The organism is Actinomycetota bacterium, from assembly GCA_035697485.1.
In the GTDB taxonomy this organism is placed as follows: domain Bacteria; phylum Actinomycetota; class UBA4738; order UBA4738; family HRBIN12; genus JAOUEA01.
Window position 1 is genome coordinate 59,657 of the sequence record DASSCU010000037.1, and the last position, 21,500, is coordinate 81,156.

The 21,500-nt window shown below is 70.0% G+C and carries 16 protein-coding genes; 8 read left to right on the forward strand and 8 right to left on the reverse strand.

All coding sequences use genetic code 11. The features are described from left to right. Positions 1 to 93: 93 nt before the first annotated feature. Positions 94 to 1,152: a Glu/Leu/Phe/Val dehydrogenase dimerization domain-containing protein gene (locus VFI59_11175; GenBank protein HET6714257.1), complete on the forward strand. Its 1,059-nt coding sequence runs from the start codon at positions 94 to 96 to the stop codon at positions 1,150 to 1,152. 3 nt (positions 1,153 to 1,155) lie between these two features. Here the strand turns inward: VFI59_11175 and VFI59_11180 are convergent, their stop codons facing one another. Further along, positions 1,156 to 1,554 carry a hypothetical protein gene (locus VFI59_11180; protein HET6714258.1) on the reverse strand — a complete coding sequence of 133 codons (399 nt, stop codon included), beginning with the start codon at positions 1,552 to 1,554 and terminating at the stop codon, positions 1,156 to 1,158. A gap of 176 nt (positions 1,555 to 1,730) precedes the next feature. Between VFI59_11180 and VFI59_11185 the strand changes: the two genes are divergently transcribed. Together VFI59_11185 and cysC are read left to right on the forward strand one after the other, a co-directional pair. Further along, positions 1,731 to 3,128 (forward strand): alkaline phosphatase family protein, encoded by a 1,398-nt coding sequence (locus VFI59_11185; GenBank protein HET6714259.1) that lies wholly within the window; start codon positions 1,731 to 1,733, stop codon positions 3,126 to 3,128. Further along, positions 3,125 to 3,751: an adenylyl-sulfate kinase gene (cysC, locus tag VFI59_11190; GenBank protein ID HET6714260.1), complete on the forward strand. Its 627-nt coding sequence runs from the start codon at positions 3,125 to 3,127 to the stop codon at positions 3,749 to 3,751. The genes VFI59_11185 and cysC overlap by 4 nt, the downstream gene beginning before the upstream one ends. A 2-nt stretch (positions 3,752 to 3,753) precedes the next feature. Here cysC and VFI59_11195 read toward each other — a convergent pair whose 3' ends face one another. Further along, a complete protein-coding gene (locus VFI59_11195) occupies positions 3,754 to 5,172 on the reverse strand; it encodes a glycosyltransferase (protein ID HET6714261.1) in 1,419 nt (472 codons plus the stop codon). A gap of 71 nt (positions 5,173 to 5,243) precedes the next feature. Here VFI59_11195 and VFI59_11200 point away from each other — a divergent pair, with 71 nt between their 5' ends. The 4 genes from VFI59_11200 (at position 5,244) to guaA (ending at position 10,035) form a co-directional block, all read left to right on the forward strand. Continuing rightward, a complete protein-coding gene (locus VFI59_11200) occupies positions 5,244 to 6,725 on the forward strand; it encodes a GMC family oxidoreductase N-terminal domain-containing protein (protein HET6714262.1) in 1,482 nt (493 codons plus the stop codon). Positions 6,726 to 6,822: 97 nt separating this feature from the next. Beyond that, the gene (locus tag VFI59_11205; GenBank protein ID HET6714263.1) at positions 6,823 to 7,983 is read left to right on the forward strand and encodes a GuaB3 family IMP dehydrogenase-related protein; all 1,161 of its coding nucleotides are present in this window, start codon (positions 6,823 to 6,825) and stop codon (positions 7,981 to 7,983) included. After that, positions 7,980 to 8,483 (forward strand): maleylpyruvate isomerase N-terminal domain-containing protein, encoded by a 504-nt coding sequence (locus tag VFI59_11210; protein ID HET6714264.1) that lies wholly within the window; start codon positions 7,980 to 7,982, stop codon positions 8,481 to 8,483. The genes VFI59_11205 and VFI59_11210 overlap by 4 nt, the downstream gene beginning before the upstream one ends. Continuing rightward, on the forward strand, positions 8,476 to 10,035 hold the full coding sequence (gene guaA / locus VFI59_11215) for a glutamine-hydrolyzing GMP synthase (protein ID HET6714265.1): 1,560 nt from the start codon (positions 8,476 to 8,478) through the stop codon (positions 10,033 to 10,035). The genes VFI59_11210 and guaA overlap by 8 nt, the downstream gene beginning before the upstream one ends. 305 nt (positions 10,036 to 10,340) lie before the next feature. Here guaA and VFI59_11220 read toward each other — a convergent pair whose 3' ends face one another. Beyond that, positions 10,341 to 11,009 carry a sortase gene (locus tag VFI59_11220; protein HET6714266.1) on the reverse strand — a complete coding sequence of 223 codons (669 nt, stop codon included), beginning with the start codon at positions 11,007 to 11,009 and terminating at the stop codon, positions 10,341 to 10,343. 59 nt (positions 11,010 to 11,068) lie between these two features. Here VFI59_11220 and pcrA point away from each other — a divergent pair, with 59 nt between their 5' ends. Further along, positions 11,069 to 13,375 (forward strand): DNA helicase PcrA, encoded by a 2,307-nt coding sequence (pcrA, locus tag VFI59_11225; protein ID HET6714267.1) that lies wholly within the window; start codon positions 11,069 to 11,071, stop codon positions 13,373 to 13,375. A 3-nt stretch (positions 13,376 to 13,378) separates the two neighbouring features. On the opposite strand, the gene VFI59_11230 is transcribed toward pcrA, so the two are convergent. From VFI59_11230 to VFI59_11250, 5 genes are all read right to left on the reverse strand, one after another. Further along, positions 13,379 to 17,548, reverse strand: a complete 4,170-nt coding sequence (locus VFI59_11230; protein HET6714268.1) for an adenylate/guanylate cyclase domain-containing protein — start codon at positions 17,546 to 17,548, stop codon at positions 13,379 to 13,381. Positions 17,549 to 17,615: 67 nt separating this feature from the next. After that, positions 17,616 to 19,079, reverse strand: a complete 1,464-nt coding sequence (locus VFI59_11235) for a N,N-dimethylformamidase beta subunit family domain-containing protein (GenBank protein HET6714269.1) — start codon at positions 19,077 to 19,079, stop codon at positions 17,616 to 17,618. Between the two features lie 4 nt (positions 19,080 to 19,083). Then, the gene (locus VFI59_11240) at positions 19,084 to 19,248 is read right to left on the reverse strand and encodes a hypothetical protein (GenBank protein ID HET6714270.1); all 165 of its coding nucleotides are present in this window, start codon (positions 19,246 to 19,248) and stop codon (positions 19,084 to 19,086) included. Positions 19,249 to 19,268: 20 nt separating this feature from the next. Beyond that, the gene (locus VFI59_11245; protein HET6714271.1) at positions 19,269 to 20,111 is read right to left on the reverse strand and encodes an adenylate/guanylate cyclase domain-containing protein; all 843 of its coding nucleotides are present in this window, start codon (positions 20,109 to 20,111) and stop codon (positions 19,269 to 19,271) included. 43 nt (positions 20,112 to 20,154) lie between these two features. After that, positions 20,155 to 21,498: an adenylate/guanylate cyclase domain-containing protein gene (locus VFI59_11250; protein HET6714272.1), complete on the reverse strand. Its 1,344-nt coding sequence runs from the start codon at positions 21,496 to 21,498 to the stop codon at positions 20,155 to 20,157. Positions 21,499 to 21,500 lie beyond the last annotated feature (2 nt).

The following is a 21,500-nucleotide window of genomic DNA, read 5'->3' on the forward strand; positions in this document are numbered from 1 at the left end:
CGGCGGGCATCGGTGCCGCCGTGGGAAGCACCTCGTGGGGCGGGCCATCTCGGCCCGCCCCACGCGTGTTCCCTCAGGAATACACTCACCCCGATGTTCGAGGATCTGATCCGCGGGTGGGACGGCGAGCACGTGGTCGTGCGGTTCGACGAATCGTCGACCACGTGGATGCTCGTGGGGGTCCACTCCACCGTGCTCGGACCGGCGATGGGGGGCACCCGCATGAAGGCCTACCGAACGCCCGACGACGGCCTGCATGACGTGCTCCGCCTCTCGCAGGCGATGACCATGAAGCAGGCCGCCGCCGGGCTCGACTTCGGCGGTGGCAAGGCGGTGCTCGCCGTGCCGGAGGTGCCGGCGCCGGGCTCGGTGCGACGGCGCGACGTGCTGCTGCGGTACGGAGACCTCGTGGACTCGCTCGGCGGCAGCTACGTGACGGCCGCCGACATGAACACGGGCGAGGCCGACCTCGACGTGGTCGGCGAGCGGACCCCGCACGTGCTCGGGCGCTCGGTGGCCTGTGGCGGTTCAGGGAGTTCGGCCGGTGCCACGGCCCTCGGGGTCTTCCACGGCATCAGGGCCAGCGTGCGCCGCGCCTTCGGCGACGACGACCTCTCCGAGCGACACCTGCTCGTGCAGGGCGTCGGGGCGGTCGGGTCACGGCTCGCCGCGCTGCTCCACGAGGCGGGAGCCTCGCTCACGCTGGCCGACCTCGACGGCGAGCGCGCCGCCCGGGTCGCAGAGTCGCTCGGCGCCGGGTCGACGACGGCCCATCACGTGTTCGACACCGAGTGCGACGTGTTCTCCCCGTGTGCGACCGGGGCGCTCCTCTCGGCCGAGTCGATCCCGTTGCTCCGGTGCCGGGTGGTGGCCGGCGCCGCGAACAACCAGCTCGCCACGTCGTGGGACGCCGACCGCCTGCACGCCCGCGGCATCCTGTACGCGCCCGACTTCGTGATCAACGCGGGCGGGGTGATCCATCTCGCCGGCTACGAGCGGCTCGGCTGGGACGAGGCACAGATGACGACGCGGCTCGCCGGCATCGGCCAGACGTTGACCGATCTGTTCGATCGGGCGGAACGCGAGGGCATCACGCCGGCGGCCGCGGCGGATCGGCTCGCGACCGAGCGCATCGAAGCCGCCAGGGCCTGAGCCTCACACGAACGGCTTCTCCTGGCCCCCGATGCCCATGCCCACCAGCAGGCCGGCCCCGAACGCGCCGTTCACGGATGCGAGCGCCCAGAACGGCCACGCGTCGGCGCCCTCGGGCACACCGAAGATCGCGTTGATCGCGAACACGGTGGCGGTGCCGACCTCGAGCACCGCGAACGCCCACGACCACCACCAGAGCTCGTCGATCTTCTGAGCGACGAGCACCATCAGCAGGGCCAGCACCATGCCCATCACGGCCGCCGCTCGCACCCAGACGTAATCGGCGAGCACGGGTTGGCCGAAGAGATCCTCCATCACCCAGCGCGGGAACAGCCCGATCGCCAGGCTCCAGAGCAGCCACAGCGCGGCCTGCACCTTCAACAACCGTCGCAGAAGCTTCACGAGCGTCTTCCTGTCCTCGCGCCTGTGCAGGTGGGCCGGGGTTCGGCCGGTTGGTAGGATACGCCCACCGCGGAGCCGCCCCGCGCGCCAGCGCGTCTGCTCGCGACCTCCGCCCGTTCCGACACCCGAGAGGACGCACGCATGCAACGAGCGCTCAAGGACCGAAGGGGTAGCGCATGAACGATGGACCCAGGGTCGCGGTCATCGGCCTCGACTGCGGTGCACCGAAGCTCCTGTTCGAAGACCTCGCCGACGAGGTGCCGAACCTGCGGAAGATCTTCGCCAACGGCATGTACGGTGATCTCGCGAGCATCACGCCGCCGATCACCGTGCCTGCGTGGGCCTGCGGCATGACCGGGATGACGCCCGGCCAGCTCGGGATCTACGGGTTCCGCAACCGCAAGGACACGAGCTACGAGGGCCTGCAGGTCGCGACCTCGTTGAGCGTCAAGGAACCGGCGGTCTGGGACATGCTGGGTGCCACCGGCAAGCGGTCGCTCCTGATCGGGGTCCCCCCCGGATTCCCGCCGCCCAAGGAGTTCCCGGGCTGGCGTGTGGCGTGCTTCCTCACGCCTCCCAGCGCCGACCGGTACGCGTTCCCGGCCGAGCTGGAGACCGAGATCGAGGAAGAGCTGGGGGAGAACGAGTACATCTTCGACATCCCGAACTTCCGGCAGCAGGGTCCGGACTTCGTGATGGATCAGATCTTCAAGATGACGGAGCGGCGGTTCCAGGTCGCGCGTCGGCTGATCAAGACCAAGCCGTGGGACTTCTTCATGATGGTCGAGATGGGTCTCGACCGGCTGCATCACTGCTTCTGGCAGTTCTACGACCCGCGGCACCCGCTCTACGAGCCCGGCAACAAGTACGAGACGTCCTTCCACGACTATTACCGCTTCCTCGACCAGCAGATCGGCACGCTGCTCGAGGTGCTGCCCGAGGATGTCATCACGATCGCGATGAGTGACCACGGCGCCCGACCGATGATGGGCGGCCTCTGCTTCAACGACTGGCTGATCCAGGAGGGCTACCTGGTCCTCAAGGAGCCGGTGCGCGAGATCACACCGATCGCGAAGGCCGACATCGACTGGAACCGCACGGTGGCCTGGGGCGACGGGGGCTACTACGGGCGCTGCTTCCTGAACATCAAGGGGCGCGAACCCAAGGGCATCGTCGAGCCGGCCCAGTACGAGACGCTGCGGAACGAGATGATCACGAAGCTCGAGGCGTTGCCGGGACCTGACGGCGTACCGATGGGCACGAAGGTGCACAAGCCCCAGGACGTCTACCCCGAGGTGCGGGGCGTCGCGCCCGACCTGATCGTGTACTTCGGCGACCTCGACTGGCGCTCGGTGGGCGCGGTCGGCAATCCCAGCATCTTCACGTTCGAGAACGACACCGGCACCGACGGCGCCAACCACGACCGCACCGCGTTCTTCTCCATGGTGAACCTGCCCGGGCAGCAGATGGGCCGGGTGGACGGCATGAACCTCGTCGACGTGGGTCCGTCGATCCTGTCCCTGTACGACATCGAGGCGCCGGCCGGCGCCGCCGGAAGGAGCTTCCTGCAGTGAGCGAGCAGCAAGGATTCACCGTCTGGTTCACGGGCCTGTCGGGCGCGGGCAAGTCCACGATCGCCGAGATGCTCTACCACGAGTTCCAGTCGCGCGGGCTGAAGACCGAGATCCTCGACGGCGACGAGGTGCGCAAGAACCTGTCGAAGGGCCTGGGCTTCTCCAAGGAGGACCGCGACACGAACATCCTGCGCATCGGGTTCGTCGCGAACCTGCTCACTCGCAACGGCGTGGTGACGATCTGCTGCCCGATCAGCCCCTACAAGGAGACGCGCGACGCCTGCCGCGAGCTGATCGGCGAGTTCGTGGAGGTCTACGTGCACGCGACGGTCGACGAGATCGCCGCGAACCGCGACCCCAAGGGCCTCTACAAGAAGGCGCTCGCCGGAGAGATCACGGGCTTCACCGGGGTGGACGACCCCTACGAGGTGCCCGAGGACCCCGAGATCACGGTCGACACGCTCTCGCAGACGCCCGAGGAGTCGCTGCAGCACGTGCTCATGCGGCTGCAGGAGCTCGGTCACGTCGACGACGACACCGTGCACGTCACGGGTGACCGGGTGCACTCCGGCCTGACCGACCTGCGCGTGAGCGAGGCGGGCACGGTCGTCAAGGAGCACTGACCTCAGGGGTCGGCGACCCCGGCGACCCGCAGCGCCAGCTCGAGGTGCGCCGAGAGGAAGTGCGGGGCGAGGAATCGGCTGCGCACCCGCTGACGGGCGGCGTGGCCGATCTCGACCGCGAGGGGCTCGTCGCGCAGCAGCATCGAGAGCGCCTCGCCGAAGGCCGCCAGATCGGTCGGCTCGACGAGCAGTCCGCTCTTCCCGTGCTCGATCTGCTCGGCGATGCCGCCGAGGCGTGAGCCGACGACCGGGCGCTCCTTCCACATCGCCTCGGTCACGGTCAGGCCGAAGCCCTCGGCCAGGCTCTTCTGCACCACGACGTCGGCGCGTCGCTGCAGCGCGTTCACGACCACTGCGTTCTCCGTGAGGTCGTGCACCGGGAGGCTGGCGAGGTGGGTGCGAGCGCGGTCGTGGGGAAGCAATGCCTGCCACGCCCCACTCACCTCGGCCAACACCTCCGCCCCTTCCGGGTCGTCGGACACCGTCTGGACGTGGGGTCCGGCGAGCACGAGGTGCGCGCCTGTGTCGAGCGGCACCTCGGTTGCGAAGCCGGTGAGCACGCCGATCGGATCCTTCAGCCGGTCCCATCGGGAGACCTGGACCACGAGCGGGGCGGTGGCCGGCACCGGCGCGTCCTCGAGCATCGTGGCCTCTCGGGCGACGCGGATCGTGCTGCCGTCGGCCAGTCGCACGGTCGGGTCGCCGACGGGCGCCTCGATCACGCCGGCGGCGGCCAGCACCGCCTCGACCGTCGGATGCTCGATCGGCACGTTCTTCGGCGCCCCCGCATCGATGCAGGGCGGGATGATCGAGACGCGGGAGGGGTCGAGGCCGCTCCAGACGTACGCCGACCGGGTGAAGACCGTGGCGGCGGCCGCCCTGGCGTCGTCGAGCAGGAACTCCCAGGCGGTTCGGGCGAGGTCGTTCGGAAGGTCGATCCCGATGTGGCACACCCAGATCACGTGCGCCCCTCGGGCCACGAGCTGCGACGTGAGTCCGACCGTCTGGGGGTCGTGCAGCACCACCACATCGCCCGGATGCACCAGGGCCTCGATCGGCCCTCGCTCTCGCTCGAGCGCCGCGTCGTACACGGCACGCTCCTGCGGTCCGAGCGCTCCGCCGTCGCCCGGGTTGCCGTGCAGGCGGTTGTGGATGCGCTTGGTGACCTCGAAGAACGCCGGGTCGCCCTCGATCACCATCCACCTCGCGTCGATGTCGGACGCCACCACGTACCCGAGCAACGCGTGCAGCAGCTCGGCGACGCCGCCGCCCTCGGCGGTGGAGTTCACGTGCCACCACGTCCGACCGTCGAGCCCCGCGGCCGCATCGGCGAGTGCCCGGCGGTAGCGGCGCATGTCGTCGGGATCGATCAGCTCGGAGAACCCGTCGGGGTGCTGCGGTGCGATGGGGACCTCGTGCATCGGAGCATCATGTCAACCCGAGGCGACGAACGGGTGAACCTCGATGAAGTCCGCGGGCTACGCTGGGCGACGTGGACGGGTTCGACGCGATCGTGTGCGGGGGTGGGACCGCGGGCTCGGTGGTCGCGGCGCACCTCGTCGAGGCCGGGCGGCGGGTTCTCGTGCTCGAGGCGGGTCCCGACCACGGTGCGTTCAGCGACGGCCGATGGCCATCCGAGCTGCTCGACGCCCGTTCGATCCCGATCTCGCACGACTGGGGGTACGCGTCTGGCGAGGAACTGGCGGGCCGCTCGCTCGGCTACGAGCGCGCGCGGGTGATCGGGGGATGCTCCGCTCACAACGGGTGCACGGTCTCGTGGGGACACCGAGCCGACTACGACGGCTGGGCATCCCATGGGCTCGACGGCTGGGCGGCCGACGACCTGCTTCCTCTCTTCGTCGAGGCCTCGTCGCGCATGCGGGTCCGCCGGTTCGCCGACGACGAGGTCGCGCCGTTCCACCGAGGGTTCATCGAGGCGGGCGCGGCGCTGGGGTTCCCCGAGATCGACGACCTCGACTCGCTCGACGGCGGCATCGGGGTCTGCGCCGAGCCGTCGAACAGCCCCGACGGCGTGCGATGGAACGCCGCGTTCGCCTACCTGGACCCGGTCCGGGAGCGTCCCGAGCTCACGGTCTGGGGCGACACCGTCGTCGACCGAGTGCTCGTGGAGTCGGGTCGGGCGGTCGGGGTGCGGGTCGCCGGGCAGGAGGGGGCCGTCGATCTCCGCGCCGACCTCGTCGTCGTGAGCGCCGGAACGTACGGCTCGCCGGCTGTGCTCCTACGCAGCGGCATCGGCCCGGCCGACGATATCCGGAGGCTCGGCAAGGCCGTCGTCTCGGACGTGCCCGTCGGGCGGAACCTGCACGACCACCCCAGCTTCGAGCTCTCGTTCGCCCCGAGCGACGAGCTGCGTCGGCGGACAGCCGCGTTCGAGGCGGTCGGCAGGACGGTGCCCGACGAACAGGGGTTCGCGAAGGGCGAGAGCGGTCGCGCCCAGGCGGCGGCGGAGCCCTTCGACCTGCACGTGTTCCCTGAGATCTCGATGGACGGACGGCTGGGGGTGTTCACCGCCCTGCTCACGCCGCGATCCCGGGGCGCGTTGCGGCTCCGTACCCTCGATCCACAGGCCGCGCCCAGGTTCGATCACGGCTACCTCACCGACCCGGAGGGCCACGATCTCGAGGCGCTGATCGACGGCGTGGAACTGGCGCGGGCGTTCGCGGCGACCGAGCCGTTCGCGTCCCTGCTCGATCGCGAGGTGGAACCGGGTTCGGGGGCGCCGGCGCGACACGACTTGCGCGATGCGGTTCGCGCGGGCGTGATCCACTACTGGCACCCCGTGGGCACGTGCGCGATGGGGTCGGTCACCGACGCCGACGGGCACGTGCTCGGTGTCGACGGGCTCGTCGTCGCCGACGCGTCGCTGATGCCCGTCACCCCCCGGGCGACGACGAACATCCCGACGGTGGTGGTGGCCGAGCGTGTGGGGCGTGCCCTCGCCCGGGAGCCCTGAGGGCGTCTGCTACCCTTCCGTCATGTAGGGAGTGACGCCCATCGGGGAACCGGTGGGCGTCCTGCGTTTCTGGGCGAGACCAGGGGTGGGGGAAGGCATGGAGTTCGAGATCGGCATCGGCAAGTCGGCCCGACGGGCCTACGGGTTCGACGAGGTTGCGATCGTCCCGTCGCGCCGCACGCGCGATCCCGAGGACGTGAGCATCGAGTGGGAGATCGACGCCTACACGTTCGGGCTGCCGATGATGGCGAGCGCGATGGATGCTGCCGTCTCGCCGTCGACCGCGATCGAGATCGGGAAGATCGGCGGCTTGGCGTGTCTGAACCTCGAGGGACTCTGGACCCGGTACCAGGACCCCGAGCCCGTCTACGAGGAGATCGCGTCGTTGCCCGATGAGAAGGCGACGCGCCGCATGCAGGAGCTCTACTCCGAGCCGGTGAAGGAAGAGCTGATCGGCCGGCGCATCGAGGAGATCAAGGCCGGCGGAGTCACGAGCTGCGCCTCGCTCACGCCTCAGCGGGTGGAGCGGTACGCGAAGCTCGTGCTCGATGCGGGGCTCGACGTGCTGGTGGTCCAGGGAACCGTCGTCTCCGGCGAGCACGTCTCGAGCCAGCACGAGCCGCTGAACCTGAAGGAGTTCATCCCGGCGTTCGACATCCCGGTGATCGTGGGCGGTTGCGCGTCGTACGCGACCGCCCTGCACCTGATGCGCACCGGCGCGGTCGGCGTGCTCGTGGGCGTCGGGCCGGGGAACGCGTGCACGACCAGGGGGGTGCTCGGCGTCGGGGTGCCCCAGGCCACGGCGATCGCCGACGCCGCGGCCGCTCGCCGCGAGCATCAGCACGAGACCGGCCGGTACTGCCACGTGATCGCGGACGGGGGCATGCGCACCGGCGGCGACATCGCGAAGGCGATCGCCTGCGGCGCGGACGCGGTGATGATCGGGTCCCCGATGACCCGCGCCTACGAGGCCCCGGGACGCGGGTACCACTGGGGCATGGCGACGTTCCACCCGACGCTGCCGCGGGGCGCGCGCGTGAAGACGCAGCAGGTGGCCTCGATCGAGGAGATCCTCATGGGCCCGGCCCACGAGAACGACGGCACATTCAACCTGTTCGGAGCGCTCGCCACCTCGATGGCGACGACCGGGTACCAGACGATCAAGGAGTTTCAGAAGGCCGAGCTCGTGATCGCGCCGTCGATCAAGACCGAAGGCAAGACCTACCAGACCCAACAGCGCGTTGGGATGGGGCATTGACAGGGGTCGCTCCCTGGGACACCTGGGAGTGGACGGTCCCGCCGGGCACGACGGGGACGACGCTCGCCGAGCAAACGGATCGGGAGAGCGCCGCTCTGCAGGCGGCGGTGCGGTCGCTGTCGACCACCGCTCTCGATCGGCCCGCCGCATTCGACAGATGGTCCGCACACGACGTCGTGGCCCATTGCGTCGCATGGGCGGAGATCTGTGAGCGCGTCCTCCAGGAGCTCTCCGACGGCACGATCGATCTCGCTGACTACCGAGAGCTGCCCGTCGGCGAGGAAACGGGCGACGAGCTGAACGAGCGCCAGGTCGAGCAGCTCCGCGGCGTCTCCGTGGAAGCGCTGCTCGACCGGCTGGACGATGCGGCTCGCAAGGTGGCGGCCACCCTCCGGGGCTACCCTGGGTCACCACCGGCCGAGCTGGTGCTGCTCACCGTCGGCGACCACCTGGCCGAGCATGCGAACGATCTCAGGGAGCTGGCGGCCGCCGATGCCTGAGCGGGTGCAGGTCGACCCCCGTCTCGTCCTCGTCGTCGATCTGGGGGCGCAGTACGCGCAACTGATTGCGCGCCGTGTGCGCGAGGCGCACGTCCACTCGGAGATCGTGCCCCACGACGCCACGGCCGACGAGCTCCGCGCGAAGCGTCCCGCAGGCCTGATCCTCAGCGGTGGGCCGGCGTCGGTCTACGCGGGTGGCGCGCCGCAGGTCGATCCGGAGATGTTCGAGCTCGGGGTGCCGGTGCTCGGCATCTGTTACGGCCACCAGCTGATGGCCCGGGCGCTCGGCGGCGAGGTCGCCGCGACCGGTCAGCGGGAGTACGGCGCGACCTCGCTCTCGCTCGACGAGCGCGGTGCCGGGCTGTTGCTGCAGGACCTGCCGCCGACCGACACGGTCTGGATGTCGCACGGCGATGCCGTCACCCGGGCGCCCGAGGGCTTCCGGGTCACGGCAGCCACCGACCAGATCCCGATCGCCGCGATGGAGGACCCCTCGCGCGGCATGTACTCGGTGCAGTTCCATCCCGAGGTGTCGCACACGGCGCACGGGCAGGCGGTGATGAAGCGCTTCCTCTACGACGGGTGCGACCTGCTTCCCGACTGGACGCCGACGAACATCATCGACGACCAGGTGGCCCGCATCCGGGCGCAGGTCGGCGACGCCCACCTGCTGTGCGCGCTGAGCGGCGGCGTCGACTCCGCGGTCGCAGCGTTGCTCGTGCACCGTGCGGTCGGCGACCAGCTCACATGCGTCTTCGTCGACCACGGCCTGAACCGCGAGGGCGAGCCGGACCAGGTCGAGGAGACGTTCGCCCGGCACTTCCAGGTGCCGCTCGTGCACGTGAAGGCGGCGGACCGGTTCCTCTCGCGGCTCTCCGGCATCGTCGATCCCGAGGCGAAGCGGAAGACGATCGGCGAGGAGTTCATCCGCGTGTTCGAGGAGGTCGCGCGCGAACACGCCGACGCACGGTTCCTCGTGCAGGGCACGCTGTATCCCGATGTGATCGAGTCGGGCTCGAGGACCGCGGCCAACATCAAGAGCCATCACAACGTCGGCGGGCTTCCCGAAGACATGACGTTCGAGCTCGTGGAACCGCTGCGGGACCTGTTCAAGGACGAGGTGCGGGCGGTCGGCGCCGAGCTGGGACTGCCCGAGGAGATCGTGCAGCGCCAGCCGTTCCCGGGACCCGGGCTCGCCGTGCGCATCGTGGGCGAGGTGAGCGCCGAGAACCTCGCGAAGGTGCGAGGGGCCGATGCGGTGGTGCGCGAGGAGATCAGGCGGGCGGGCCTCGACCGGGAGACGTGGCAGGCGTTCTGCGTGCTGCTCGCCGACGTGCAGAGCGTGGGGGTCATGGGCGACGGGCGCACGTATGAGAACCCGGTGATCGTGCGCGCCGTCACGAGCGAGGACGCGATGACGGCGGACTGGGCGCGGCTGCCCGACGACGTGCTCGACCGGATCGCTTCGCGGATTGTGCGCGAGGTGCCGGGGGTGAACCGGGTGGCCTACGACATCACGTCGAAGCCTCCCGGCACGATCGAGTGGGAGTGATGTCGGCCGTCCCAGGCAGGCTCGGCCGATGCCGCGCGATCGTGAGGAGGAGGTGCCCCAAGCGATATCGGAATCGAGATCGAACCGGCGCCGCTGCAGCATCCCCACCCCCGACGTCATCGCTGGGAGCCGGTGAGATCGTGCTGGCCGCACGGGAACGAACCGGGTACTCGCAGCATCGGTCTGCATTCTCCCGGAGCTCCTGAGCCCTTCACGCTGGGAGCGCTGATCGCGGACGTCGCCGACGGGCTCGCGGACGACGTGCCCATGCGCACGCCGTCGCCCTTCGAGGGACCGCCGGATCGCTAGCTCGTCTCGACGCGGCGGGCGGTCACGATCAGGCGCTCGCTGCTCGAGTACTTGGGGTTGCACGTCGTGAGCACCAGGGTCGGGCGTGGCGTCTGCACGAGCACTCGGCCCGACCCACCCGAGGGGATCACGAACACCCGGTCGACCTCGTAGCGATACGTCCCGTACCTCGTGCGCACGACGATCTCATCGCCTCGCTCTAGCTTCTCGAGGTCGAAGAACGGCGCCTGGTACGTGGTGCGGTGCCCGGCGATGCCGACCCTGCCCGAGTCGTCCCATGGGTCGGCCGTGTCCGGGTAGTGACCGGGGCCATCCTTCAGGTCCTCGTAGCCGGTGCCCTGCACGACCATGAAGTTCACGTCGATCGCGGGGATCAGGAGCTGGGCGTACGCCCCGCCGAGTGGCACGAGGGTCTCGGCCGTCGGCTCGACCGGTTCAGCTCGGAGCTCTTCCTGGAACTCGGTCCGCAGCCGATCCTGCGCCTCCGCCGTGTGGAGCCCGGTCCCCCAGAGCGACCACGCGATGTAGCCGGCGAACCCGGCCGCCACCATGAGACAGGCCATGCCGAACCAGTGCACCAGCGTGCGCCAGCCACCGCGTGACGGCGGCGCCTCGGTCGTCGCCGACGCCCTGGCCTTCCCGGACTCGCTCCGCACCTGGGTCATGCCTTGAACGGTACCGCCGCTCGGGCCCCCCGTCGCCCATCCCTCCTACACTGCGTGGCGTGAACGCCGTCTCCCCCCTGCTCGAGGGCCTGAACGACATCCAGACCGAAGCCGTCCTGCACACCGAGGGACCGGTCCTGATCGTCGCCGGCGCCGGCAGCGGCAAGACCCGTGCGCTCACCCATCGCATCGCCTACCTGATCCGCGAGCGGGGCGTCTCGCCCTTCGAGATCCTCGCGATCACGTTCACGAACAAGGCAGCGCGGGAGATGGCCGAGCGTGTCGAGGGCATGCTGGGGGAGCGGGTCACGAGCGGCATGTGGATCCTGACGTTCCATTCGACGTGTGCTCGTCTGCTGAGGCGCGAGCACACCCACCTCGGGGTACCGAGCGGCTTCACGATCTACGACGACGGCGATACGGAACGGTTGATCGCCGGCATCCTGAAGGACCTCGACCTCGACCCGAAGCGGTTCCCGCCGAAGGGGATGGCGAGCGCCATCTCGAGCGCGAAGGACCGGGTGATCGGCCCCGACGACTTCGCGCGCATGGCGAGCAACTTCTACGAGGAGAAGATCGCGAAGGTCTTCCATGCGTACGAGCGGCGCAAGCGTGAGGCCGGCGCCCTCGACTTCGACGACCTGATCACCGAGACCGTGCGGCTGTTCCGCGAGCACCCCGAGGTGCTCGAGCACTACCAGGAGCGCTTCCCGTACCTGATGGTCGACGAGTACCAGGACACGAACCGGGCGCAGTACGAGCTCGTGAACCTGCTCGCCGCGAAGCACCGCAACGTGTGCGTCGTCGGCGACGCCGACCAGGGCGTGTACAGCTGGCGCGGCGCCACGATCCAGAACATGCTCGACTTCGAGCGCGACTACCCCGATGCGACCGTCTTCCTGATGGAGCAGAACTACCGGTCCACGCAGAACATCCTGGAGGCGGCGAACGCTCTGATCGAGCACAACCAGCAGCGCAAGCCCAAGGCGCTGTGGACCGAGGCCGGCTCGGGCGAGCTGATCGTGCGGTTCCGCGCCGACGACGAGCACGAGGAGGCGTTCTTCGTCGTCGACGAGATCGAGCGCCTGCGTGAGACGGAGGGCTACCGGCTCTCCGACGTCGCGATCTTCTATCGGACGAACGCGCAGAGCCGCGTGCTCGAGGACGTACTCATGCGAGTGGGCACGAGCTACCGGGTGTTCGGGGGCGTGCGGTTCTACCAGCGCAAGGAGATCAAGGACGTGCTCGCATACCTGCGCCTGCTGATCAACCCGCAGGACGTGATCTCGTTCCGTCGCGTGGTGAACACTCCGAAGCGCGGCATCGGCGACGCCACCGTCGCGGCGCTGGAATCGTTCGCCGACACCGAGGGCATCGACGTGCTGGAGGCATGCCGTCGCATCGACGAGATCGCCGTGCTGCAGACGCGGGCGAAGGGCGCTGTCGCGGGCTTCAACCAGGTGATGGAGGCGATCCGCCGCCACCACGACGACGGCGCGGGCCCGGCTCGCATGGTCGAGTTCGCCGCGATCGAGTCGAGCTACCTCGCCGAGCTCGAGGAAGAGCGCACGGTCGACGCGCAGGGTCGCATCGAGAACATCCAGGAGCTCGGTGGCGTCGCCGCCGAGCTGCTCACGCGCGAGCCCGACGCCGGACTCGAGCAGTTCCTCGAGCAGGTCTCGCTGATCGGCGAGCAGGACGAGTACGACGAGGACGACTCGAGCGTCACCCTGATGACGCTGCACATCGCGAAGGGCCTCGAGTTCCCGGTCGTGTTCATCGTCGGCATGGAAGACGGGATCTTCCCTCACTTCCGGTCGATGACCGACGCCGCGGCGCTCGAGGAGGAGCGGCGCCTCGCGTACGTCGGCATCACGCGCGCGCAGCAACGCCTGTACCTCACGCACGCGTGGAGCCGCACGATCTACGGGCAGACCCAGTACAATCCGCCGTCGCGCTTCCTCGGAGAGATGCCGGAGCACCTGTTCGACGTGCGGGAGAGCGAGGGAGCGGCCACCGGCTACGGAGGGCGGTACACGGGTGGGCGGCACGGCGGCCGCGGCACGGGCGCCGGTGGGTACCCGGCGGCCGGTCGTGGAGGGGGCCGGGTGATCGGGGGTCGGCGTGAGCACGACGACGACGACCGTCCACCGGGGGACTGGACCCCCCCGCAGCCCAAGGGCATCCCGATGCGCGAGGCTCCGGTGATCGCGGCCGGCGACACGGTCGTGCACGAGCGCTGGGGCGAGGGAGTGGTGCTCGCCGTGAGCGGTGCGGGCGACGGCACCGAGGCCACGATCTCCTTCTCCGAGGTGGGGGAGAAGCGCGTACTGCTCGCCTACGCGCCACTCATGAAGCCGGGGTAGGGCTCACGGACAGGTCTCGACGTGGAGATACTGCAGGCATTCCTCGTCGGAGAGCTCCCTGGTCACCTTGCGCTTGGCGATCTCGATGAGCTCGTCGAGATCGAGCGCCCAGACGCGGACGACGCCGTCCGGGCTTGCGGTCGCGAGCCATCTTCCGTCATCGCTGAAGCTGATGCCGCTGACGAGGTAGTCGTGTGCCCGGAGCACGAGCAGCCTCACGCCCGACGCTGCATCGAACAGCCGGACGGTCCCGTCCTCGCCGGCCGTGGCGAGGCGGGCCCCGTCGGGGCTGAAGCTCACGGCCCCGACGGCGTCGGAGCCGGCGAGGGTCACTTCGGAGGACCCCGAGCGTGCGTTGACGACGTCAACCGTGCCATCGTCGTGTGCCACGGCGACCAAGGGGTCGGAGGGGTGGAACGCGAGCGCGGCGACGCCTGCAGCCTGCGGGAAGCGTTCGATCTGCCGCTCTTCTTCCACGTCCCAGATCGTCATCCGCCAGGAATCGGGTCGATCGAACCGGCCGGCCGACGTGGCCAACAGGGTCCCGTCCCCGCTGAACACCGCGTCGGTGACCTCGACATCGTCCTCCCGGAGCACGGCCACCTCGCTTCCGTTCCGGTCGACGATCGTCGTCGAACCGGAGGAGGTGGCGATCGCGAGGAGGTCTCCTCCTGCGCCCCAATCGACCGCGGCCACCTCTCCCTCCACGTCCGCGTCGAACGATCGCGTACCCGCTTCCGGGTCCCACACGTCGACGACGTTCGCGAACAACCGCACGGTGGCGATGAGCTTCCCATCGGGGCTGGTGACGACCTCGGTGACGGGGAAGGTGGACCCTTGACCCGGACCAACCTTCTTCGCCCGTGCTCCGTTCTCCACGTCCCAGATCGAGGCGGAGCCTCGATCGCTGGGCGCCACGACCCGCCCGTCGGGCAGGAAATCGACATCGACCGGAGCAAGGGAGTCGGTGCGGAAGTTCGCCAGCTCCGCATTGCCGTCGATGCTCACGTCCCAGATCTTCACGGCGCTGATGTCCCAGGCCCCAGTCATCACGCCGTCCCCGTCGGGTGAGAAGACGGCGGTGACCCCCGATCTCGTGTCCTGCCCGGACAGGGAGAGGAGCTCTCGGGCACCGCCATCACCCACGTGCCAGATCTTCGCGGTCCCGTCGAACGAACCCGTGACCAGACGCCCGCCATCGGGGCTCCAGTCCACCGAGGCCACGCCTCCGGAGTGTCCGATCAGCTCGAAGGTCGAGCGGCCGGCGCGCGCATCCCAGATCCGAGCCGAAGAATCGTTGCCTGCCGTCGCGATCCATCGTCCGTCGGGGCTCCACGAGACGCGGTTCACCGGCCACGCGTGACCTCGGAGCTCGAACGTCAGGCGTCCTGATGCAACGTCGTAGACCCCGACTTCGAGAGAGGCTCCGCTCGACACCGCGACGGCCCCGCCACTCGGACTGAGCGCCGTCATGAACGGTGGCTCCGTGGTCTCGATCGTGCCGACGAGCCTGCCGTCCGACGTGTCGAAGACCCGCACGACGCCCTCGCCCTCCCATGCAGCGGACACCAGGGTGCCCCGTGCGTCGAACGACGGGCCCCAGACGCTCCCGGTTCCCGCCGACTGCCACAGCAGATCGCCGGTCACCGGATCCCAGACCTTCAGCGCCCCATCGTCCCCGCCCGTCGCGAGCATCGACCCGTCCGGCGAGAACCTGACATCGTTCACGTCGACGTCGTGGCCAGGGAACTCGATCACGCGCTTCCCCGACCCGGCATCGCGGAGGTCGATGATCCCGGAATCCTCCGGACCCTCCGTCACGAACACGCCGGCCGAACTCCAGTCGAGCGCACCGCCGAGTCCCGGAACAGACATCACGATGCGTGAAGCGGTCGTTGCCCGATGCAGCGCCTCTTCGGCCTCGGTCAGCACCGCACCATCGACTGACCTGGTTGCCTCGATCGCCTCGAGCGCGAGCAGGATGCTTCGCTCGGGGTCGACGTCGAGGTTCGCGACCGAAGCCGCCGCGAGCTCACGGGCTTGCGCGGTCCGTTCCTGCGACTGCGCCTCGCGTTGCTGACTCATGGCGAACACCGTGAGGGCACCGGCGATCACCGCGGCGACCCCCAGCACGGCGACGATCGCGCGCAGGCGTCGCACCGAGCGACGCTCGAGCTCCCGCTCGTGCTCTTGGCGCGATCGCTCCTCGGCCTGTGCCCGGTCCCGCTCCACGACGGACGCGTCGAGGAACTCGGCCTCCTCGGGCGTCAGCGCGAGCGGAGAGCCTGCGCGCCACGCCTCGATCTGCTCGAGGCGCGATCCGGCGATCAGGAACGACGGATCGCGGTCGGCCTCGGCCCACTCGCGAGCGGCCGCCGCGAGCCGGCGCTCGGTGCGGATGTCGTCACGGGCCGCGTCGATCCACCGTCCGAGCCGCGGCCACGCCGAGAGCATCGCCTCGTGCGCGAGCTCGATCGTGGGTTCCCCCGTGCGGACATCGCGGTCGAACGTGAGCTGGCGAGAGGTTCCGTACGTCTCGATCACCCACGACATCGCCTGCTGGTCGAGGTCGAGCGAGGTGATCTCGGCACGCGACACCCGCCGGCGCGTGTCCTCGGTGCCCTCTCCGAGGGCCACCAGGTGCAGGAACAGCTGTCGTGCGGCGTCCTTGCCGGCGCCGTCGATCCCGTCGTAGATCTCCTCCGCTCGACGGCCGAGTGCACCCGAGACTCCGCCGATCTCCCGGTAGGCGCCGAGGGTGAGCATGCGGCCCTCGCGCCGCTCGAACAGCTCGGTGAGCGCGTACTCGAGGAGCGGGAGCGCTCCCGGTTCCTCCGCCACGTCGGCGAGCATCGCGGCCACGAGGCCGGACTCGAGGGAGACGTCGGCCCGCTCCGCAGGCTTCGTGATCACCTGTTCGAGCTGCTCGGCAGAGAGCGGGACCAGCGATTCCACGCGCGCAGCGAAGAGGTCCGCGAACCCGCGATAGCGGAGGGGCCGATCGTAGAAGTCCGCCCGCAGCGTCACGACCACCCGCAAGCGGCTGTGGGGGTCGCTCACCGCGGCCTCGAGGCTGGCGAGGAAGTGCCGACGCACCTCCTCGTCGTCGACGAGCGTGAAGACCTCTTCGAACTGATCGATCACGAGCACGAGCTCGGAGCGGTCGGACGGCAGGACGCGGAGCACGGCGCGGTTGAGCCCGCGCTCGTCGGCCCGCAGCTGCTCGATCAAGCTGGGGGGTTGGTCCGCAGCGATCTTCAGCAGCGCCGCCTCGAGCCCGTCGAGCGGGTACGGTCCCGGGAACATGTCGGCGATCGGCCAGGCGTCGGACGCGGGGATCGCGCCGCGGCGGAGCGCCGGGATCAACCCGGCGCGGACGACCGAGGACTTCCCGCTCCCGCTCGGCCCCACGACCGCGAGGAACCGGGTCTCCGACAGGCGTTCGACGAGCTGCTCGATCAGAGCGCCCCGCCCGTGGAAGTCGGGCGCATCGCCCTCCTCGAAGGCGCGCAGCCCCTTGTATGGGTTGGCGACGATCGCGCCGGGGCCAGCCGGCTGGAGCCGGGCGCCCGACGCGCCCAGCGCGCGCCGGAAGGCGACGTCCTCGGCCGCGTCGTCGGCCTCCGCCTTCAGCCGCATCACGTGGACGGGGTTGGCGATCCCCTTGAGCTGCACGGTGCCTCGATCGACGGCCGCGACGCCGTCCACCTTCCGGGCCAGATGCACGACCTCGCGGCTCGCGAGGATCTCCCCGGGTCCCGCGATCGCGCACAGGCGCGCGCCGAGGTTGAGCGCGCCTCCCCGATAGCCCCCTTCGACGGAGACCGCCTCCCCGGCGTCGAGACCGATACCCACCGGGAAGGGGAGCGAGGGGTCGGCGACGGTCTCCTCCACGAACCGCCGCTGCAGGTCGATCGATGCGCGGATCGCCTGGCGTGTCGACGTGAAGACGCAGAGGGCGCCGTCGCCTTGGAGTTCGAGGAGCGTGCCGTCGCGTCGCTCAACCGTCCGGCGGACGATCTCGGCGTACTTCCCCGCGAGCCGGCCGGCGGCCTCGTCTCCGTGCTCCTGGGTGAAGGTCGTGTATCCGCGGATGTCGGCGAACAGGAACGTGCGCACATGGGTTCCGTCGCTGGCGAACTCGACGGCGGTCCGCTCCTTGTCACTGACCATGCGCGATGATGGCACCGTCGGGCGAAGGATGCCAGGTGACGAAACAGCGGGGTCGAAGTCTCCGCGTTCAGCTCGAGAGGCGATCGAGCACGTTGCGGGTCACGCGCGCGACGTCCGGGTCGCCGAGGCCGCACGACCAGTCGGTGACCCCCGCGTTGAAGACCGTACCGCCCCCGGGTTTCGTGAACACGCCGATGCAGGCGTGGTTGTTCGTGACCCGGTGTACCCGGTCGCGCCAGCCCGGCCCGAAGACCGCCGCCGCGGTGTTCTCGAGCTCGCCGGGCTCGTGCGCGTACCGGCTCGGCTGCTCGTGCTGGCTCCACAGGCGCGCCGGGGCGGTGGCCAGGATCTCGAGCCCGTCGGGCGCGCCGTCTGCCCCGGTCGGGACCGGCAGTCCGTCGGGGCCGGTGGCGAGCTCCACGCCGTCGACCTCGTAGGCCACGATCGCATCGGCCCGGCCGAGCTCGTCGCCGTAATGCAGGTCGGTGCCCTCGAACACCCAGTGCTCGGGCCTCCAAACGGTGTAGGCGCCGGAACCGGCCGGCACCCCGAGGCCATATCGCGAGTAACCGCCGTGGGTGAACGTCAGGCCGATCGTGCGGGTCTCGGGCCACGCGATGCGCCGGTCGCTCCACGGGCCGGTGACGAGCTGTTCCTCGGGGGTCCCGACGACCGGGTCCTCGTCGGCTCGGTACTTGAAGCAGGTCATCGAGCGCAGGTCCTCGTCGAAGCGCACCTGCCAGAAGCACGTGTTCCCGCTGAAGATCGCGGCGTTCCCACCGGTGTGCGTGAAGGCGTCGAGCGCAAGCCGCATCTCCCGTGACCAGTACTCGTCGTGACCGACGGAGAGGTACAGGCGGTGGCCGTCGAGCACCTCGGGATGCTGCTCGAGGTCCTCGCCGATCGCGACGTCGAGCTCATAGCCGTTCGACTCGGCCCAGCGGACGAAGTCGCGCTCCCACGTCGCCCAGCCGGCGCCGCCGCTCCACACCGAGAGTCCGAGCGGCTCGGCCCACTCGAAGTACCAGAGGGCCTCGCGGTCGGGCTCGGGTTGCATCTTCCGCCGCATCGGTTGCGGCTTGTCGAGGAAGCCGCGCGCGAGGGGCCGCTCGAACGAGACGCGCGTCCCCCCCGTATACAGGCTCGGCCCGCCCCAGTCGTTGTACGCGTTCCACGTGGTGGTCGAGAGCACCAGGATGGACCGAGCTCGCGGTCCGCCCGGCGCGGGGCGCACGACGAGGAACGCGTCGGCGCGCTCGTCGCCGGCGGTGAGGGTCACGGCGTAGTAGCCGCTGTGCCAGTCCGCGCCGATCGGTATCTCGAGCGCAGCCGGCCACCCGCATCCGCTCGCGGCGGCATCGTCGGGGATCGGGTGCGCCTCGCCTCTGACCCCGAGGGCGTGCCAGACGACCTGCCGTTCGGCGCCCTCCCTCGTCACCTCCACGTCGTACGTTGCCGCGTCGGTCGAGACGTGCAACGGGAGCGACTCGCCGGATGCGGCCGACCGCGGGAAGCAGTACCCCTCGAGCACGGGGCTACCTGTAGAGCGCGAAGTAGCCGGCGACGAGGATGATCACGCCCGCGACGAGCGGCGCGATCACCCATGCGAGGCCGAGCCTGCCTCGGTAGGGGCCGAGCGTGCCGACCTTCGTCGTCGGCTTGAGCCCCGGTGGGCGGATCTGCATCTTCTTGCGAGCCACGACCCCAGTCTACGGAGCGTTCAGCCGTCCACGACCCGGTAGAGGCGCCATCGATCGGGCACACCCTTCAACTCGTGCTCCCCCGCGTCCTCGAACGTGAGGCCCGCGCCCTGACATAGGAGGCGGGTCGGCTCCGAGACGAAGATCTCGTCGGCTCCAGCGGAAGCCATCACACGGGCGGCCGCGTGCACCGAGAGCCCTCGGAGGTCGTCACCCGCGCGCTCGACTTCACCGACGTGGACGCCCGCGCGGATGTGGAGGCCTTGCTGCTCGCCCAGCGAGCGGAGCGCGATCGCGCACCGGACCGCCGCCGCGGTCGCATCGAATGCCGCCAGGAGTCCGTCGCCGGTCGACGCCACCTGGCGACCCTCGAAGCGCTCGATCGCATCGGCGGCTTGGTGGTAGTGCATCGACAACACGTCGTGCCAGCGCCCGTCGCCGAGGCGAGCTGCGGTCGCTGTCGAGTCGACGATGTCGGTGAACAGCAACGAGGTGAGCATCCGCTGCTTGCCTGAGCCATCCACCCACCGGCGCATGCCCGACCACTCGAGCATGACGCACGGCTCGTCGCCGATCGTCCATCCGTCGTGTCCCGGCGGGATGTCGTACAGCTCTCCCGGACCCAACTCGAACTCGGTCCCGTCCGCGAGGCGGATGCCCTGGCGGCCTTCCAGGCCGATACCGACGTGGTGCGCCTCGCACCAGTCGCCCCCGACGAGCGGTTGGAAGTCCTTCCGCCAATGCCATCCCGGGGGCTGGACGCTGCGCGAGACGGTGAGGCCGCCGATCGAGATGAGCTGCTCGGTCGCGCCGCCGAACTCGACGACCTCGTCGGCCTCCGTCCATCGCCGAACGTGATCCATCGGGGGAGTGTCGCTCCCCGCCGCGCTCGGACGCAAACCGCTCCTACTCCACCGCCCGAGAGAGATGCCAGCGGTCCGGCACGCCCTTGAGCTCGTGTTCTCCGGCGTCCTGGAACGTGAGGCCCGACCCGGCGGTGAGGTCCTTCACGGTCTGGGAAACCAGCACCTCCGAGGGGCCGGCGAGCGCACCGACCCGGGCGCCGATCACGACCCCCATGCCGCCGACCTTCCCGTCGATCGTCTCGACTTCCCCTGTGTGCACGCCGGCGCGGATCTGCACGCCGAGCGGCGCGACGGCTTCGGCGATCGCGCGGGCGCAGCGCACCGCCCGCGCCGGGCCGTCGAACGTCGCGAAGAACCCGTCGCCCGCCGTGTCGACCTCGGTGCCGCGGAACCGCGCCAGCTGTCCGCGCACGCGCCGGTGGTGCTCCTCGAGCAGCTCCTTCCATCGGCGATCGCCGAGCTCGGCCGCGGTCTCGGTCGATCCCACGATGTCGGTGAACAGCACGGTGGCGAGCACGCGGTCGAGGCCGGCCTCGATCTCGCCCAGCTCGACGACGAACCGCTCGGTCGCGTCGAGGATGTCGTCCTGCGCGCCGATCCACGGGAAGTGCTCGTCGCCGGGGACCTCCACGAACGTCGATCCGACGATGCGCTCGGCCGTGCGGCGGCTCTCGTCGACCGGGAAGTCGAGGTCGTCGGTGCGGGCGATCGCGAGCGTCGGCACGTGGATCGAGCCGAGCGCATGGGTGGCGTTGATCTGGCGATTCATCCGCTCGAGCGCGATCGCGGCCGACGGGCTGGCCGACCGCCGCATGTACGACGCGAGCCACGCCACGAGGCGGTCGTCGTCCTCATGGCCCGGTGCTCCCCAGGCCGCGATCTCGTGTCTGGCGAACGCCTCGGTGCCCCACGCCGCTTCCATCCGTGCGAGGTACGCAGCGTCGTCCTCTTTGTAGGCGGGCTGGCGAGTCGTGAAGTCCGCGGCCGTGCCGTAGAGCACCAACGCGATCGTTCGCTCTGGGTACGTCGCGGCGAACAGCATCGACATCGGTCCCCCTTCGGACACCCCGAAGACGACAGCTCGCTCCGACCCCACCGCGTCCATCACGGCGCGCACGTCGTCCATGCGGGTCTCGAGGTCGGGGAGCCGGTCATCGGGCACGCGGTCGGACAGGCCCACGCCGCGTTTGTCGAACAAGATCAGTCGCGAGAAGGAGCTGAGTCGGTCGAGGAACCGCGCGAACGCCGGCTCCTCCCACATCACCTCGATGTTGGTCACCCAGCCCATCACGAACATGATGTCGACGGGCCCGGCGCCCACGACCTGGTAGGCGACGTGGACGCCGTCGGCGGTCTTCGCGTACCGGGTCTCGGGAACGCGCATCC

Coding starts and splice junctions, on each gene's coding strand:
- VFI59_11175 (HET6714257.1), top strand. CDS start 94: ATGTTCGAGGATCTGATCCGCGGGTGGGACGGCGAGCACGTGGTCGTG.
- VFI59_11185 (HET6714259.1), top strand. CDS start 1,731: ATGAACGATGGACCCAGGGTCGCGGTCATCGGCCTCGACTGCGGTGCA.
- VFI59_11195 (HET6714261.1), bottom strand. CDS start 5,172: ATGCACGAGGTCCCCATCGCACCGCAGCACCCCGACGGGTTCTCCGAG.
- VFI59_11205 (HET6714263.1), top strand. CDS start 6,823: ATGGAGTTCGAGATCGGCATCGGCAAGTCGGCCCGACGGGCCTACGGG.
- guaA (HET6714265.1), top strand. CDS start 8,476: ATGCCTGAGCGGGTGCAGGTCGACCCCCGTCTCGTCCTCGTCGTCGAT.
- VFI59_11220 (HET6714266.1), bottom strand. CDS start 11,009: ATGACCCAGGTGCGGAGCGAGTCCGGGAAGGCCAGGGCGTCGGCGACG.
- VFI59_11230 (HET6714268.1), bottom strand. CDS start 17,548: ATGGTCAGTGACAAGGAGCGGACCGCCGTCGAGTTCGCCAGCGACGGA.
- VFI59_11245 (HET6714271.1), bottom strand. CDS start 20,111: ATGGATCACGTTCGGCGATGGACGGAGGCCGACGAGGTCGTCGAGTTC.
- VFI59_11250 (HET6714272.1), bottom strand. CDS start 21,498: ATGCGCGTTCCCGAGACCCGGTACGCGAAGACCGCCGACGGCGTCCAC.